This is a genomic window from Streptomyces sp. NPDC096176, from assembly GCF_044763255.1.
Taxonomy (GTDB): Bacteria; Actinomycetota; Actinomycetes; order Streptomycetales; family Streptomycetaceae; genus Streptomyces.
This window is the reverse complement of the sequence record NZ_JBIWFV010000013.1, coordinates 81,334-96,593: the sequence shown is the minus strand read 5'-3', so window position 1 is coordinate 96,593 and position 15,260 is coordinate 81,334. Positions and strand designations below refer to the sequence as shown.

At 70.2% G+C, this 15,260-nt stretch carries 13 protein-coding genes, 1 pseudogene and 1 riboswitch; of the genes and pseudogenes, 3 read left to right on the top strand and 11 right to left on the bottom strand.

Going from position 1 to position 15,260, the window contains the following annotated elements:
• Positions 1-248: 248 nt before the first annotated feature.
• Both ACIQ7Q_RS29460 and ACIQ7Q_RS29455 read left to right on the top strand, forming a co-directional pair.
• Entirely contained in the window at positions 249-767 is a 519-nt protein-coding gene (locus ACIQ7Q_RS29460) for a histone deacetylase (protein WP_403868545.1), read from the top strand.
• Positions 768-1,358: 591 nt separating this feature from the next.
• A complete protein-coding gene (locus tag ACIQ7Q_RS29455) occupies positions 1,359-2,471 on the top strand; it encodes an LOG family protein (protein ID WP_403868542.1) in 1,113 nt (370 codons plus the stop codon).
• 221 nt (positions 2,472-2,692) lie between these two features.
• Here ACIQ7Q_RS29455 and ACIQ7Q_RS29450 read toward each other — a convergent pair whose 3' ends face one another.
• The 10 genes from ACIQ7Q_RS29450 to rpsB all read right to left on the bottom strand — a co-directional run bounded on the left by ACIQ7Q_RS29450 (position 2,693) and on the right by rpsB (position 13,412).
• Positions 2,693-3,727 carry an ABC transporter ATP-binding protein gene (locus tag ACIQ7Q_RS29450; RefSeq protein WP_403868539.1) on the bottom strand — a complete coding sequence of 345 codons (1,035 nt, stop codon included), beginning with the start codon at positions 3,725-3,727 and terminating at the stop codon, positions 2,693-2,695.
• The gene (locus ACIQ7Q_RS29445; protein ID WP_403868770.1) at positions 3,727-5,343 is read right to left on the bottom strand and encodes an ABC transporter permease; all 1,617 of its coding nucleotides are present in this window, start codon (positions 5,341-5,343) and stop codon (positions 3,727-3,729) included. The genes ACIQ7Q_RS29450 and ACIQ7Q_RS29445 overlap by 1 nt, the downstream gene beginning before the upstream one ends.
• Positions 5,344-5,381: 38 nt before the next feature.
• Positions 5,382-6,485 (bottom strand): thiamine ABC transporter substrate binding subunit, encoded by a 1,104-nt coding sequence (locus tag ACIQ7Q_RS29440; RefSeq protein WP_403868536.1) that lies wholly within the window; start codon positions 6,483-6,485, stop codon positions 5,382-5,384.
• Positions 6,481-6,602, bottom strand: a riboswitch (TPP riboswitch). Its footprint overlaps the gene before it by 5 nt.
• Before the next feature lie 120 nt (positions 6,603-6,722).
• On the bottom strand, positions 6,723-7,829 hold the full coding sequence (rlmN, locus tag ACIQ7Q_RS29435) for a 23S rRNA (adenine(2503)-C(2))-methyltransferase RlmN (RefSeq protein WP_403868533.1): 1,107 nt from the start codon (positions 7,827-7,829) through the stop codon (positions 6,723-6,725).
• A gap of 477 nt (positions 7,830-8,306) precedes the next feature.
• A complete protein-coding gene (locus ACIQ7Q_RS29430) occupies positions 8,307-8,606 on the bottom strand; it encodes a hypothetical protein (protein WP_403868530.1) in 300 nt (99 codons plus the stop codon).
• Between the two features lie 161 nt (positions 8,607-8,767).
• Positions 8,768-9,916, bottom strand: coding sequence for a phosphatidate cytidylyltransferase (locus tag ACIQ7Q_RS29425; protein ID WP_403868527.1), 1,149 nt, complete (start codon positions 9,914-9,916; stop codon positions 8,768-8,770).
• Positions 9,916-10,473, bottom strand: coding sequence for a ribosome recycling factor (frr, locus tag ACIQ7Q_RS29420; RefSeq protein ID WP_005311329.1), 558 nt, complete (start codon positions 10,471-10,473; stop codon positions 9,916-9,918). The genes ACIQ7Q_RS29425 and frr overlap by 1 nt, the downstream gene beginning before the upstream one ends.
• 130 nt (positions 10,474-10,603) lie before the next feature.
• Entirely contained in the window at positions 10,604-11,368 is a 765-nt protein-coding gene (pyrH, locus tag ACIQ7Q_RS29415; RefSeq protein ID WP_403868524.1) for a UMP kinase, read from the bottom strand.
• A gap of 158 nt (positions 11,369-11,526) precedes the next feature.
• Positions 11,527-12,363 (bottom strand): translation elongation factor Ts, encoded by an 837-nt coding sequence (gene tsf, locus ACIQ7Q_RS29410; RefSeq protein ID WP_403868521.1) that lies wholly within the window; start codon positions 12,361-12,363, stop codon positions 11,527-11,529.
• Positions 12,364-12,467: 104 nt separating this feature from the next.
• On the bottom strand, positions 12,468-13,412 hold the full coding sequence (gene rpsB, locus ACIQ7Q_RS29405) for a 30S ribosomal protein S2 (RefSeq protein ID WP_403868518.1): 945 nt from the start codon (positions 13,410-13,412) through the stop codon (positions 12,468-12,470).
• 218 nt (positions 13,413-13,630) lie between these two features.
• Here rpsB and ACIQ7Q_RS29400 point away from each other — a divergent pair.
• Positions 13,631-14,371: pseudogene (locus ACIQ7Q_RS29400) on the top strand (peptidoglycan DD-metalloendopeptidase family protein); the annotation flags it as partial.
• Positions 14,372-14,687: 316 nt separating this feature from the next.
• Here ACIQ7Q_RS29400 and ACIQ7Q_RS29395 read toward each other — a convergent pair.
• Positions 14,688-15,245, bottom strand: coding sequence for a TetR/AcrR family transcriptional regulator (locus ACIQ7Q_RS29395; RefSeq protein WP_403868767.1), 558 nt, complete (start codon positions 15,243-15,245; stop codon positions 14,688-14,690).
• Positions 15,246-15,260: the final 15 nt, after the last annotated feature.

The following is a 15,260-nucleotide window of genomic DNA, read 5'->3' as shown; positions in this document are numbered from 1 at the left end:
AGGTGGTACCGCACGATCGACCGTGGGCGCGCCCGGGCCGCCCGCGCGTTGATGCCGTGGCACCGCGTCACGCACTGAGTCCAGGGCCTCACCGCCCCCCTGCACTGGAGCACGTCTGGTACGCGTCCTACGGCTCCAACATGCACAGTGTCCGCTTGCTCTGCTACCTCGCGGGCGGTCGGCCACCGCAAGGCGCGCGTACGTATCCGGGATGCCGAGACAGCACCGCGCCTGTGCGCTCACTGCCCGTGACACTGCCCGGGACCGTGTACTTCGCGACGGAGTCGGCGGTGTGGACGGGCGGGCGAGGGTTCTACGACCCTTCGGTCGACGGGCCGGCCTGGGCGCGGGCGCATCTGGTCACGGCGGAGCAGTTCTCCGACATCGCGGCCCAGGAGATGTACGGGGAGCCCGGCGCCGACCTCGATCTGAGCGAAGCACTGGCCCTCGGACGCTGCGAGTTCGGCACGGGCCGCTACGAGACGCTGGTGTGCCCGGGCACGCTCCACGGCGTGCCCGTCCTCACGGTGACAGCGGCCTGGGGCATGGCCGACGTGACGCTTCGGAAGCCCTCCGCCGCTTATGTGCGACACGTGGCCACAGGACTCCGGGAGTCCGGAGCCCGGTGCGCCGCCGACATCGCCGCCTACCTGTCCGCATGTCCGGGCGCGGCCGGCCACTGGACGGCCGAGGACATCGCCGCGCTCATCGGGCCCGACGGCAACGATCCTCCGCAGCGGGTCCCGGGGACGCCCAGCGCGGGTTGATCCGCACGGAACACCACTGTCCTGACCCGGTCGCCGGGGAGTCGCCGGCGTGGAGTCGTCGGCGCCGAGCCGCGGCGGAAGTGCCGTGCCGGGCAGTCACAGTCGCGGATCCGGCTACGGTTTTGTCCGTACCCCCCACCGAAGAGGGCGAGCCCGTACCCGTGACCTCCACGACCCCCGACGCCGAGGCACTGAAGGCGGACCTCTCCGCGTTCGGCGCGTACACCCGCACCGCCACGCTGCTGCGTCCGGCGTCCGGCGGCCGGTGAGCCCGGGTCCCACAGCCGATGCGGCTGAACCTCCTGTAGCGCCGTGTTCAGATTGGCTCACCCCGGCCGCGGGCCGTTGGCGTACACCGTCGTCGCACCGATCCGCTCGGTGACGGTCACGGAACGCACCTCCTCGGGGCGCACTCCGGCTCACGTGCGCCGCCGAGAGCCCTGCCGGGCCCGAGACGGCGGCCGCCGCGTGGAGAAACAGGGCCCTGGGTGTCCACCACAGCCGGGGATGGGGGTTCCGGGGCGGAGCCCCGGTTTCAGGAAGGTACGGGGTGCGGGGACGACCGGGCCCGCCCCCGCCTATCGTGGGCGCATGACGGCCACCCCGCACGACCGCGAGATCGAGTCCCTCGAAGAGTTCGACCACGTCGTCGCCCGCGGCTCACTCGTCGGATGTCGCCTGCAGTCCGTCGACCTCACCCACCGCACCGCCGAGTTGCTGCGTGTCGACACGACCGGCGCCGTGTTCCTGGGGTGCCCGATGGGGCCCGACGCCGCCGCCAAGGTCCGCGCCGAGGGGGCGCTCGTCTTCCCGCCCGTGCCCGACCTGCCCTTCGACCCGTACCGAGGGCGGCTCTACTCCCCCGAGGAACTCTTCGCCCACCTCGCCGACGGCGGCTACGAGGCGACCCCCGACGCCCTCGCGTACGAGTGGTTCCAGCGCACGAAGGCCGACGGCGACATCTATGCCTCGATGCTCCGCGCCGTCCACGACGACTCGATCTCCGACGCGCTCGACGAACTCCTCGTCGGCGAGCGGGTCGTGGGCGTCATGGGCGGCCATGCGATGGGCCGTGGCACCGACGCGTACGCCGGTGCGGCGCGGCTCGGCAGGGAGCTGTCCCGTGCCGGGTTCACCGTCGCGACCGGAGGTGGCCCGGGTGCCATGGAGGCCGCCAACCTGGGGGCATACGCTGCGCCGCACCCCGACGAGATGCTGGACGACGCGCTTCTGCTGCTCGCCAAGGCGCCGTCGTTCCTTCCGTCGGTCTCCGACTGGGCGCAGGCCGCGCTCGACGTCCGCCACCGCTGGCCGCGGGGTGGGGACTCGGTCGGGATCCCGACCTGGTTCTACGGCCACGAGCCGCCGAACGCCTTCGCGTGCCACATCGCCAAGTACTTCGCCAACGCCACCCGCGAGGACGGCCTGCTCGCCCGTTCCAACGCCGGTGTGATCTTCCTGCCCGGCGCGGCGGGCACGCTCCAGGAGATCTTCGACAACGCGACTCCGAACTACTACGAGTCCCGCGGCGAGCCGACCCCCATGGTGCTCGTGAACCGGTCCCACTGGACCGACCACCTGCCTGCCTGGCCGCTGCTCCGGTCACTGGCACGCGGTCGGCCGATGGAGTCGCGCATCGCACTCGTCGACTCCGTCGAAGAGGCTCCGGAAGCCCTGCGGCGACTGCTCGCGAACACGCTCTGAGCAGTCGCAACCTGCCCGGCATGCCCCGGCCTGACGGATCGTGAGCGCAGATCCGCGCCGGCCGGCGACACGACGGACCTCGCCGGGGCCTCCCACGCAGGCCGAGAACGCTTCCTGAGAGGCGTACCTTTCCCGCGTGCTCAACAGCGACACCTGGCGGCGAGGCTGATGCAGCCGTGCTGTGCAATAGGTGCGACGCCGAAAGTACGTCCGGGGGACCTCTAGGGTGCGTCCGCGTCCAGGACCACGACCTCGTCCGCAACGAACACCACGCCCACCGCCGCGCCTTCCTCCGGCGCCTCCCGCAGGGAGCACTCGGCTTCCAGGGAGGGGCCGTCCGCGGGCCGAAGCCGTACGGCGACATGGCTGCCCCGGAAAGTGCGGGACTCGACCGTGCAGCGCAGCCCTTCCGACGGATCGGTCAGCCGCACCCCGTCGGGCCGTACGAGCACGGTGCGCTCGCCCCGCGGCGAGCCGTCCCGCACGGGAACCTTCCCCCACACCGTGTCCGCGGCCGCATCACCGACCGTCGCGGGTACCACGTTGTCGAAGCCGAGGAAGCGGGCGACGAATTCGGAGGCGGGCCGCTGCCAGACCTCCAGCGGCGTGCCCGCCTGCGCGATCCGCCCGTCCCGCATCACCACGACGCGGTCGGCGAGCGCGAACGCCTCGCCCTGGTCGTGGGTGACGGCGAGCACCGTCGTGCCCAACCGGCCGAACAGGCCGCGCAGTTCGACGACGAGCCGTTCGCGCAGCCCTCGGTCCAGCTGGCCGAGCGGCTCGTCGAGCATCAGCAGCCTCGGCTCCGGCGCCAGCGCCCTGGCGAGGGCGACGCGCTGCTGCTCGCCGCCGGACAGGGCTGCGACGGACCGTCTCTGCGCCGCCGGGAGCCCCACGAGCCGGAGCAACTCGTCGACCCGGCGCGTCTGTTCGCTGCGTCCCGCGCCGTGCATCCGCAGCCCGAAGGCGACATTGCCGCCGACGTCCCGTTGCGGGAAGAGCTGGTGGTCCTGGAACATCAGCCCCACCCCGCGCCGGTGCACGGGCACGCCCACCTGGTCGGCTCCGTCGAGCAGCACCCGCCCCGCGTCGGCGTCCTGGAGGCCGGCGACCACACGCAGCAGCGTGGACTTGCCGCTGCCGCTCGGTCCCAGCAGGCAAACGATCTCGTGCTCCGACACCTGGAGGTCCACCGCGCCGAGCGCCGTCCGCGGCCCGAACCGTACGGTCACGCCCTCCAGTTCCAGCAGCGCCATCAGAACTCCTCGGGCGTGGTGTCGGTGCGGATGCGTTCGAGCAGGAGCAGCGCCGCCGCGCACACCACCATCAGGATCGTGCTCAGCGCCATCGCCTGCCCGTAGTTGAGCTCACCCGGGCGACCGAGCAGCCGAGCGACGGCGACCGGCAGGGTCGGGTTGTCGGGCCGGGCGATGAACACGGTCGCGCCGAACTCGCCCAGGGACACGGCGAACGCGAAGCCCGCCGCCACCATCACCGCCCTGCGCACGAACGGCAGATCGACCTCGCGCCACGCCCGCAGCGGTGACGCGCCCAGTACGGCGGCCGCCTCCCGGAGCCGTTCGTCCACGGCCCGCAACACCGGCAGCATCGTCCGCACGACGAACGGCACACCGACCAGTGCCTGGGCGAGGGGCACCAGGATCCACGACGCCCGCAGGTCGAGCGGTGGCTCGTCGAGAGCGATCAGGAAGCCGAAGCCCACGGTCACGGCGGAGACGCCGAGCGGAAGCATCAACAGGGCGTCGAAGCCGCGTACCAGCCTGCCTGCCTTCCGGGTGAGCGCTGCCGCGGCGAGGCCACCGACGGCGACCGAGATCGCGGTGGCGGCAAGCGCGTACCTGAGGGAGTTCCACACGGCGTCGATGGGCGGCACCAGGAACGCGCCTCCGGACGCGTCCACGGTGCCCAGTTGACGGTAGTAGGCGAAGCCGTACCCGCCAGGAGTGTCGAAGGAGCGCTCGACGAGCACGGCGAGCGGAGTGAGCAGCAGTACGACGACGGTGGCCAGCACGGCACAGAGCATCGCCCACTGCACCGCTCCGCGCGGCGGGCGCGCGGTCCGGGCAGGGTCGACGAGCCGCAAGGAACTCTCGCGGCGCCTGACGGTCCAGGCGTGCACGGCGAGGACCGCACCGACCGCCGCGAACTGCAGCAGGGTCAGCACGGCCGCGGTCGGCAGATCCAGGAACTCGGCGGTCTGCCGGTAGATCTCCACCTCGAGGGTGGAGAACGTGGGGCCGCCGAGGATCTGCACGACACCGAAGGAGGTGAACGTGAAGAGGAAGACCATCAGTGCGGCGGCGGCCAGCGAGGGTGTCAGCGCGGGCAGGGTCACCCGTCGCCAGGCGGCGAGGCGCCCCGCACCCAGCACCCGGGCCGCCTCCTCCTGGCGGGGGTCGAGCTGGGACCACAGGCCGCCGACGGTGCGTACGACGACGGCGTAGTTGAAGAAGACGTGCGCGAGCAGGATCGCCCACACGGTGGTGTCGAGCCGGACGCCCCACATCTCGTCGAGGAGCCCACCGCGCCCCAGCAGCGCCAGGAACGCCGTGCCGACGACGACCGTCGGCAGCACGAACGGCACGGTGACCGCCGCACGCAACAGCCGTTTGCCGGGGAACTCGAGGCGGGCGAAGACATACGCACCGGGCAGCGCGATCAGCAGGGTCAGCGCGGTGGAGGCGAGCGCCTGCCAGGTGGTGAACCACAGCACGTCCCGGATGTCCGGGCGCCCGAGCACCTCCGCGAAGCGTCCGAACTGCCACACCCCGTCGATGTGGAGTCCGCGGCCGACGATCGCGGTGACGGGGTAGGCGAAGAAGACGGCGAAGAAGGCGACGGGCACGGCCATGAGGCCGAGCCGCGCCGCGTTCCCGCGCAGGGACTTCCCTACTTCAGGACGAGCGAGGACCACGACCGGACCCACTGCTCACGGTTCTTCGCGATGGTGTCCGCGGCGACGGTCTCGGGCTGCTCGACGACCGCTCCGTGCTTCGTGAACAGCTCCGGCAGCTTCGCGTCCTCGACCACCGGGTTCACGAACATGTTGAGCGGCATGTCCTCCTGGAACTTCTTGCTGATCAGGAAGTCCAGCAGCGCCTTGCCGCCCGCCTCGTTCTTCGCGCCCTTGAGCAGACCGGCGAATTCGATCTGGCGGAAACAGGTGCCCGTCGCGACACCGGTGGGCGCCTCGGCCGGCTGCGGATCGGAGTAGAGCACCTCGACCGGAGGGCTGGAGGCGTACGAGACGACGAGCGGACGGTCCGCCTTGGCCTTCTTGCCGCCGGCGGAGCCGGAGAACTCCTCGTTGTACGCCTGCTCCCAGCCGTCGACGACCTTGACGCCGTTGTTCTTGAGCTTCTTCCAGTAGCCCTGCCAGCCGGACTCGCCGTACTCGCCGACGCTGCCGAGCAGGAACCCGAGACCCGGCGAGGAGGTGGCGGCGTTCTCCACGACCAGCATGTTCTTGTACTCGGGCTTCGCGAGGTCCGCGAAGGTCTTCGGCGGCGCGAGCTTCCTGTCGGCGAAGAACTTCTTGTCGTAGTTGACGCAGATGTCGCCGGAGTCGACGGGCGTGACGCGGTGCTTGCCCGCGTCGAGCTGCACCTCTTCGGTCACCCGGTCGAGGCCCTTGGCCTCGTAGGGAGTGAAGAGGTCATTGTCGAGCGCGCGGGAGAGAAGGGTGTTGTCGACACCGAAGAAGACGTCGCCCTGCGGGGAACCCTTGGTGAGGATCTCCTTGTTGAGCGCGGCGCCCGCGTCACCGCTCTTGAGCACCTTGACCGTGTAGCCGGTCTGCTTGGTGAACTCCTTCAGCACGGCGTCCGACGCGGCGAACGAGTCATGGCTGACGAGGGTGACATTCTTGGACGCGCCGACGGGGTCGGACCCGGAGCCCTTGTCCTCGGACTTCTCACCGCAGGCGGAGAGGACGGAGACGCCGAGGGCACCCGCGAGTGCGGCGCCGACGGCACGCCGAAGTTGGCTGTTCATGATGATGCTGACTCCCTACGCCGGTATGACCCGGATCAGGTCCGAGGGTCTGCGGCTCGTGGCCGTGAAGGCCTCGCCGCACTCTCAGCGCTCTGGTGCGCTCCCCTGTCGGAATGTTTTGTTGTTCATTTGTGCGAACGCACAGGGCACAGTATCAGCCATGGCCGACGGGCTCTGAGGCCCGTGCGCCCGGCTCGGCGCTCGGCCACTGCGCCCATGCTCTCGCCTCGGCCCGGCTCAGCGCTCGGTCGCCGCCAGCTGTCCGCAGGCCCCGTCGATCTCCTGGCCACGGGTGTCCCGGACCGTGACCGGTACACCGTGGGCGGCGATCGCGTCGACGAACGCCTTCTCGTCCTCGGGGCGCGAGGCCGTCCACTTCGAGCCGGGCGTCGGGTTGAGCGGGATGAGGTTCACGTGGACCCGCTTGCCCTTCAGCAGCCGGCCGAGCAGATCACCGCGCCACGCCTGGTCGTTGATGTCACGGATGAGCGCGTACTCGATCGAGATACGGCGACCTGACTTCTCCGCGTACTCCCAGGCGGCGTCGAGGACCTCGCGGACCTTCCAGCGCGTGTTGACGGGAACCAGGGTGTCTCGCAGCTCGTCGTCCGGGGCGTGCAGCGACACGGCGAGACGGCACTTGAAGCCCTCGTCGGCGAAGCGCAGCATCGCGGGCACGAGACCGACGGTAGAGACCGTGATGCCCCGCTGCGAGAGACCGAGCCCGTCGGGCTCCGGGTCGGTGAGACGACGGATGGATCCGACGACCCGCTTGTAGTTGGCGAGCGGTTCACCCATGCCCATGAAGACGATGTTGGACAGCCGGGCGGGTCCTCCGGGGACCTCGCCGTCGCGCAGCGCGCGCATGCCGTCGACGATCTGGTGCACGATCTCCGCGGTCGACAGGTTCCGGTCGAGGCCGGCCTGCCCGGTGGCGCAGAAGGGGCAGTTCATCCCGCAGCCGGCCTGCGAGGAGATGCACATGGTGACCCGGTCCGGATAGCGCATCAGCACGGATTCGACCAGCGTGCCGTCGTGCAGGCGCCACAGGGTCTTGCGGGTCGTGTCGTCGTCGCACGAGATGTGCCGCACGACGGACATCAGGTCGGGCAGCAGCTCCGTGGCGAGCTTCTCGCGCGCGGCCGCGGGGATGTCGGTCCACTGGGCCGGGTCGTGGGCGTACCGGGCGAAGTAGTGCTGGGACAGCTGCTTGGCGCGGAACGGCTTCTCGCCGATCGCGGCGACGGCGTCCTTGCGCTCGGCGGGCGTGAGGTCGGCGAGGTGCCGCGGGGGCTTCTTGGCTCCGCGGGGCGCGACGAAAGTGAGTTCTCCGGGCTTGGGCATGGTGCATCCAGTGTCGCAGACGGATTCCGGTGGCCTGCGGGCCCCGATTCCCGCGGTGGTCGTCTGAGGTCGTTACTGGTCTCCGGGTGGCATCCGCAGACGGCCCAGAAGGATGGGCGTTCTCGCCGGCCGGGGAGCCCACCAGTGCCGGATGACGCGGTGGCGCCCTCCACCGCGGGGGCTCCACCTTGTTCACGAGCTCCATTGGGTGGCTGAACCATGAGGATGAGGAGGCAGGCGCTGCTCGCGCTCGCCGAGCCGAACATCACACCGTGTCCGATCCGCCGACCGGAGACTGGTCCCACGGCCGACCAGGACGCACGCGGCTTGCGGCACGCCGAAGTCTTGGGGCCGGCAGAGCCGCTTCGTCATACCGCACCGGGCACCCAAGCCCGTCTACGTCCGCGACATCACACCGCCTCAGGCTGCACGCCGAGGACCGCACTGCGACCCGGGGCACTGCTTGCGCCGGGCTCGTCAGCGCGCTGGGTCCAAGCGCGAGAAGCGCCGCGGCCCGATCTCCCATCCCCGTCCGGCAATACCCAGCGTCAGCGCGCCGCGGCTCCATGTCCCACGGACCGTGATCTCCTCGTCGCGGTAGTGCCCGCGCGTCGTGAACGAGACATGATCGCCCTCCAGGACGTACCGCGCCGTGTGCACGCCGGGCAGACTGTTGTCCTTGCGCAGCCAACCGGCCAGAGTCGCCGCATTCGTGGGCTGCGGTGCGGGTCGCACGAGCACGTCCAGGACCGTGCCGTCCGCGTAGAAGCGGAACACCTGCGTATCCGCCGCGAAAATCCCGTTCAGCGGTGGTGCCCCGCGGCGTCGTCCTCGACCGGCCAAAGCCCTCTCCCCCAGAGACACGGACCTTCAGAGATAAAGGAAGAGGGCTCGTTGCCCTGTGGACAACGAGCCCTCCTCAAGAAAACAGCAGCCGCTCAGCCGGGGCCCACGAAGACAACCAGCAGCAGCCACACCACCGGTGCCGTCGGCAGCAGCGAGTCCAGACGGTCCATGATGCCGCCGTGGCCGGGGAGCAGCGTGCCCATGTCCTTGATGCCCAGGTCACGCTTGATCATCGACTCGCCCAGGTCCCCGAGCGTGGCGCTGACGGCAACCGCGAGGCCGAGCAGCAGGCCCTGCCACCAGGTGCCGTCGTCGATCAGGAACTGCATGCACAGCGCGCCCGCCGCCATCGCGAACGACACGGCGCCGAGCAGTCCTTCGCGGGTCTTGCCCGGGCTGATGCGCGGCGCGAGCTTGTGCGTGCCGAAGCGCCAGCCCACCGCGTAGGCGCCGGTGTCGCTGACAACGGTGAGCAGCAGGAAGGTGAGCACCCGCTCCGGGCCGTCATCGGCCGCCAGCATGAGTGCGACGAACGTCGCCAGGAAGGGAACGTAGAACGCGGCGAAGACGCCGGCCGTGACGTCCTTGAGATAGCCCTCCGGCGGCTCGGTCATCCGCCAGACCAGGACCGCGAGCGCTGTGAGCGCCATCGCGACCCATGCACCCTCCGTCCCACGCGCATAGCCGGCCACGACCATCGCCGCGCCGCCCACCGCGAGCGGCACGATCGGGGCCTTGATCTGCTTGCGTTCCTCGAGCCGGGAGGTCAGCTCCCACAGACCGACGACGACGGCGACCGCGATCACACCGACGAAGACGGCCTTGACGAAGAAGAGAGAGGCGACGATCACCGCACCGAGGCCGACGCCGACCCCTATCGCCGCGCGCAGGTCCCGACCCGCCCGCTTCTTCTGCGGCGGCTCCGGTCCGACCGGCGGCTGCGGGGTCGGATCGCCCGAAGGCGGCGGGGTGGGCATGGGCTCCTGCGGCATCTCATCGCGGAACAGGGGGCCGCTCAGCCGAGCAGCCCCCCGGTCACGGTCCTCGTGGTCTTCGCCTTCACCACGGTCCTCGGCGTCTCCACCTGCGGCGGGAAAGTCCGGAACGATGGGCATGGGCCGAGTCTGCTGTGCGTCGTGCCCATCGTATGCGGGACCCGCCGAGAGGGGCCCCTGGTCGGGCGGTGGCCATGCTCCGGCGTATCCGGCGCCGCGCGGGGCCCCCCAGGAAGAGTCGTTCATCAGACCTCGAGCAGCTCGGCTTCCTTGTGCTTGAGCAGCTCGTCCACCTGCGCGACGTACTTCGCGGTGGTGTCGTCGAGCTCCTTCTCCGCGCGGCGGCCCTCGTCCTCGCCGACCTCGCCGTCCTTGATCAGCTTGTCGATGGTCTCCTTGGCCTTGCGGCGCACGGAGCGGATCGAGATCTTGGCGTCCTCGGCCTTGGTCTTGGCGACCTTGATGTACTCCTTGCGGCGGTCCTGGGTGAGCTCGGGGAACACCACCCGGATGATGTTGCCGTCGTTGCTCGGGTTGACGCCGAGGTCGGAGTCGCGGATCGCCTGCTCGATGTTGCGCAGCGCGGTCTTGTCGAAGGGCGTCACCACGGCCATCCTCGGCTCGGGAACCGAGAACGAGGCCAGCTGGTTGATCGGGGTCAGCGCACCGTAGTAGTCCGCCACGATCTTGTTGAACATCGCCGGGTGCGCACGTCCCGTGCGGATCGCGGCGAAGTCATCCTTGGCGACCAGGACGGCCTTCTCCATCTTCTCCTCGGCCTCGAGGAGGGTCTCTTCGATCACCACTTGCTCCTGCGTGTCTTGAGGTAGGCCCGGCTCGTAACCACTGGGCCGGCGGAACCTGCGTCGCGTGTTGCCTGCACGGTGTCCGACCGGCAGGACTTTGTCCATCCCTCGTGGGGCGTCCCGGGTTTCAGGCCCGGGTGTCCCGGTCGCTCACGAGCGTGCCGATCTTCTCACCCTTGACGGCCCGCGCGATATTGCCTTCGGCGAGGAGTTCGAAGACGAGGATCGGCAGGGCGTTGTCGCGGCAGAGCGTGATCGCGGTGGCGTCGGCGACCTTGAGATTGCGCGACAGCACCTCGCCGTACTCCAGCGCGTCGAACTTCACCGCGTCCGTGTTGGTCTTGGGGTCGGAGTCGTAGACCCCGTCGACGCCGTTCTTGCCCATGAGCAACGCCTCTGCGTCGATCTCGAGGGCCCGCTGGGCGGCGGTGGTGTCGGTGGAGAAGTACGGCATGCCCATGCCCGCGCCGAAGATGACGACGCGCCCCTTCTCCAGGTGGCGCACAGCGCGCAGTGGAATGTACGGCTCCGCGACCTGGCCCATGGTGATGGCCGTCTGGACACGCGAGTCGATGCCCTCCTTCTCCAGGAAGTCCTGGAGAGCGAGGCAGTTCATGACCGTACCGAGCATGCCCATGTAGTCGGAGCGGGCCCGGTCCATGCCACGCTGCTGGAGCTCGGCGCCGCGGAAGAAGTTGCCGCCGCCGATGACGACCGCGATCTCCGCCCCGTCGCGTACGACCGCTGCGATCTCGCGGGCGATGGCGTGTACGACGTCGGGGTCGACGCCGAGGCCTCCGCCACCGGCGAACGCCTCACCGGACAGCTTCAGCATGAAGCGTCCGGCTTTCTTGCCGTGGTTGTCGTCGCCCTGTGCGGCGCCCTGATTCATGGGGATCTCCTCGTGCACATACGAAGAAGGCCATTGCCAGTGGGTCCTTGCGGTTTCCCGTACGGCAATGGCCTCCTCGTCAGATCTGCGGTCGCCCGGCGCGAACGTGGACGACTGCTTCAGACCCTACCGGGGTCCGGTGTCCGCGTCGTACGGACTCAGATGCCGACCTTGATGCGCGAGAAGCGCTTCAGGGTGACGCCGGCCTCGTCCAGAATCTGCTGAACGGACTTCTTGTTGTCGAGCGCGTACGGCTGGCCGAGGAGGGTGGCCTCCTTGAAGAAGCCGTTGACGCGACCCTCGACGATCTTCGGGAGAGCGGCCTCGGGCTTGCCCTCGGCGCGCGTGGTCTCCTCGGCGACACGACGCTCGGCCTCGACGACCTCGGCCGGAACGTCCTCGCGGGAGAGGTACTTCGGCGCGAAGGCGGCGATGTGCTGCGCGACGCCCTTGGCGATCTCGGCGTTCTCCTTGTCGAGCTCGACGAGGACACCGATCTGCGGGGGCAGGTCGGGCATGGTGCGGTGCATGTACGCGGCGACGTAGCCACCGGTGAACTGCGCGAAGCGGTCCAGGACGATCTTCTCGCCGAGGTTGGCGTTGGCCTCGTCGACGTACGCCTGGACGGTCTTGCCGGGCTCGATCTCGGAGGCGAGCAGGGCCTCGATGTCGGCGGGGGACGTCTTGGCCACGTGCGCGGCCAGGGCGTTCGCGACGGCCTGGAACTTGTCACCCTTGGCGACGAAGTCCGTCTCGCACTTCAGCTCGACGATGACACCGGAGGTCTTGTCGTCGGCGATCAGGGAGACGACGGCGCCGTTCTCGGCGGAGCGGCCCTCGCGCTTGGCGACGCCCTTCTGGCCCTTGATGCGCAGGGCCTCGACGGCCTTGTCGACGTTGCCGTCGGCCTCGTCCAGCGCCTTCTTGCAGTCCATCATGCCGGCGCCGGTGAGCTCGCGGAGCTTCTTGACGTCAGCGGCGGTGTAGTTCGCCATGTCCTTGAATCTCTCTCGAAGTCGAAAGTCGAAGATCTACGGGTGAGCGGCGGGGGCGGTGCTTGTGGCACCGTCCCCCGCCGTCAGCAACCGAACCCGTGAGGTCAGGCCTGCTCGGTGTCCGCGGCCGGCTTCTCGGCCTCGGCCGGAGCCTCGGCGGACTCCTCAGCGGCCGGAGCCTCGGCAGCCGGAGCCTCGGCAGCCGGAGCCTCAGCGGCCGGAGCCTCAGCGGCGGCCTCGGCCGGCTTGGCCTCGGCGTCGTCGGCCTTCTTCTCGCCCTCGAGGAGGTCGCGCTCCCACTCGGCGAGGGGCTCGCCGGCGGCCTTCTCGCCCGGCTTGGAGTCACCGGTGGCGACGCCGGAACGGGCGATGAGGCCCTCGGCGACGGCGTCGGCGATCACGCGGGTGAGCAGGGTGACGGAGCGGATCGCGTCGTCGTTGCCCGGGATCTTGTAGTCGACCTCGTCGGGGTCACAGTTGGTGTCGAGGATCGCGACGACCGGGATGTGGAGCTTGCGCGCCTCACCGACGGCGATGTGCTCCTTCTTGGTGTCGACGATCCAGACGGCGCTCGGCACCTTCTGCATCTCGCGGATACCACCGAGAGTCTTCTCCAGCTTGGCCTTCTCGCGGGAGAGGACCAGGAGCTCCTTCTTGGTGAGACCGGAGGCGGCCACGTCCTCGAAGTCGATCTGCTCGAGCTCCTTGAGGCGCTGCAGACGCTTGTAGACGGTGGAGAAGTTGGTGAGCATGCCGCCCAGCCAGCGCTGGTTGACGTACGGCATACCCACGCGCGTCGCCTGCTCGGCGATGGCCTCCTGGGCCTGCTTCTTGGTACCGACGAACATGATGGAGCCGCCGTGCGCGACGGTCTCCTTGACGAACTCGTAGGCGCGGTCGATGTACGACAGCGACTGGAGCAGGTCGATGATGTAGATGCCGTTGCGCTCCGTGAAGATGAAGCGCTTCATCTTCGGGTTCCAACGACGGGTCTGGTGACCGAAGTGGACGCCGCTTTCCAGCAGCTCCCGCATCGTGACGACGGCCATGGCCGTATCTCCTTGTTTTTCTCGGTTATGTCCTGACGCCCCGATACGCGCCGTGCCACAAGGGACCGAGGAGCGCGGCCACCGACCGCGGAGGGTCTGGTGGCGGGGCGTGCGAAGTCGACCCGGTGACCCGGATCGCCAGAAGAAGTGTACGGGACCGGTGACGTGCCGGGTGACGGCGCTGTCCACAACCGGCCGGTCGTCCACAGATCCGGACCATGATCAGCGAGAGTGCGCTCGTTCGCGGGAGCGTTTCGGCCATGAACTGTGTGTTTTCCGCGTCCGCGGTCCGCCGGTGGTTCGCCTTCGTCCTGCTCGTCGTTCTGCCCACGGCGGCCGTGCCCTCGGCGACACCGCCCGCTGCGGCACTGCCCGTTTCGGCCTCGCCCGCTGCGGTACCGCCCGTGCCGAGCGGTGCCCCGCCCGCTTCGCCGGCAGGGGTCTTCGGCGCGGTCGGTCATGCGCCGCGGGCCGGCGAACTCCCGCCGCGTGCGGCCCATCCCGCGCCACATGCGGGCGGCGGGCTCGGCGGGACCGCCGCCACGAGGTCGCCCGATCGCCCGGAAACCGTGCACCCCCGCCACGGCGGCCCGGCGCCGTGGCTCCACCGGGACGCGGAGGCCCGGAAGGCCGGGGGCCAGGGCGGCTCGGGGCGGAGCTGGCCGGTCGGGCCGCCCAGGCCGTTGGTCGTGCGGGGGTGGCAGCCGCCGGACACTCCGTACGGGCCGGGGCACCGCGGGGTGGACCTGACCGCGCCGCGCGGTACGCCGGTGCGCGCCGCGGCGTCCGGCACGGTCTCCTTCGCGGGGCTCGTCGCCGGCCGGGGCGTACTCACGATCAGTCTCACCGATACGGGTGACCCGCCGTTGCGCACGACATACGAACCGGTCCGTCCGCTCGTCGACGAAGGCACGAAAGTGAGTGCCGGCCAGGTCGTCGCCACCGTAGAGCCGGCGGCCTCCCACTGCTCGGACTGTCTGCACTGGGGGCTGCGCCGCGGCACGGCGTATCTGGACCCGCTGTCGCTGCTGCCGCCGTGGATGCTGCGTCGCGCTCCGTCCCGGCTCCTGCCGGTGTTCGGTGTTCCCCTCCCCGCGGCGGGGCCCTCACCGGCGGGGCGAGCCGCTGTCGCCGGCGTACCGGACGCGCTCCACGCCGGGCTCCTGGCGGCCGTCTGCATCGCGACGTACTGCGGTCTGCGCCGCCGGTACGGGGCCGGGGGTTGTCGTCCTTGCAGGGGCGGGCCTCGCCGTAGGCCCAGGGGCGGGGCGGCACTCAGCCCCGTACGCCTCGCAGCACCATGGCGACGGCCGCCTCCGCGATGGTGTCCGGCTCCTCGGCAGCACCGAGCTCGATACGGCGGACGGCGGCGTCCACGACACCCTGCAGCAGCATCGCCGCCAGCCGGGGCTCGGTCTGGCCCAGTTCGCCCAGCGCTTCGACGATCATCGCGATCAGTCCGCCGTGCGCGGCCCGGATCTTCTCCCGGGCCCCCGCCTCCAGCTCACTCGCGGAGATCGTGACGACAGCCCGGTGCCGCCGGTCGCCGACCAGCTCGAGCTGCCTGCGCACGTACGCCTCGACCTTGCCCTCCGGTGTCTCCGCACGCCCCATGGCAGCCTCGACCTCGGCCGCCCAGACAGGGAAGTCCACCACGCAGAGCTCTTCGACGACGGCCGCTCGCGAGCGGAAGTACTCGTAGACGGAGGACCTCGCCAGGCCGGTGCGCTCGGCGAGAGCGGGGAAGGTCAGCGCCTCCGTACCGCCTTCGGACAGGAGGGAACGCGCGGCGTCCAGCAGGGCGCCTCGCTGCATCGTCCGGTGCTCGGCCACGGAGGCCGCTCGAAT

What these genes read in the sequence shown, in the direction of transcription:
- ACIQ7Q_RS29425 (WP_403868527.1), bottom strand. Translation starts at nt 9,916, where the DNA reads ATGAACGACTCTTCCTGGGGGGCCCCGCGCGGCGCCGGATACGCCGGA.
- ACIQ7Q_RS29450 (WP_403868539.1), bottom strand. Translation starts at nt 3,727, where the DNA reads ATGGCGCTGCTGGAACTGGAGGGCGTGACCGTACGGTTCGGGCCGCGG.
- ACIQ7Q_RS29445 (WP_403868770.1), bottom strand. Translation starts at nt 5,343, where the DNA reads ATGGCCGTGCCCGTCGCCTTCTTCGCCGTCTTCTTCGCCTACCCCGTC.
- ACIQ7Q_RS29440 (WP_403868536.1), bottom strand. Translation starts at nt 6,485, where the DNA reads ATGAACAGCCAACTTCGGCGTGCCGTCGGCGCCGCACTCGCGGGTGCC.
- tsf (WP_403868521.1), bottom strand. Translation starts at nt 12,363, where the DNA reads ATGGCGAACTACACCGCCGCTGACGTCAAGAAGCTCCGCGAGCTCACC.
- rpsB (WP_403868518.1), bottom strand. Translation starts at nt 13,412, where the DNA reads ATGGCCGTCGTCACGATGCGGGAGCTGCTGGAAAGCGGCGTCCACTTC.
- rlmN (WP_403868533.1), bottom strand. Translation starts at nt 7,829, where the DNA reads ATGCCCAAGCCCGGAGAACTCACTTTCGTCGCGCCCCGCGGAGCCAAG.
- pyrH (WP_403868524.1), bottom strand. Translation starts at nt 11,368, where the DNA reads ATGAATCAGGGCGCCGCACAGGGCGACGACAACCACGGCAAGAAAGCC.
- ACIQ7Q_RS29455 (WP_403868542.1), top strand. Translation starts at nt 1,359, where the DNA reads ATGACGGCCACCCCGCACGACCGCGAGATCGAGTCCCTCGAAGAGTTC.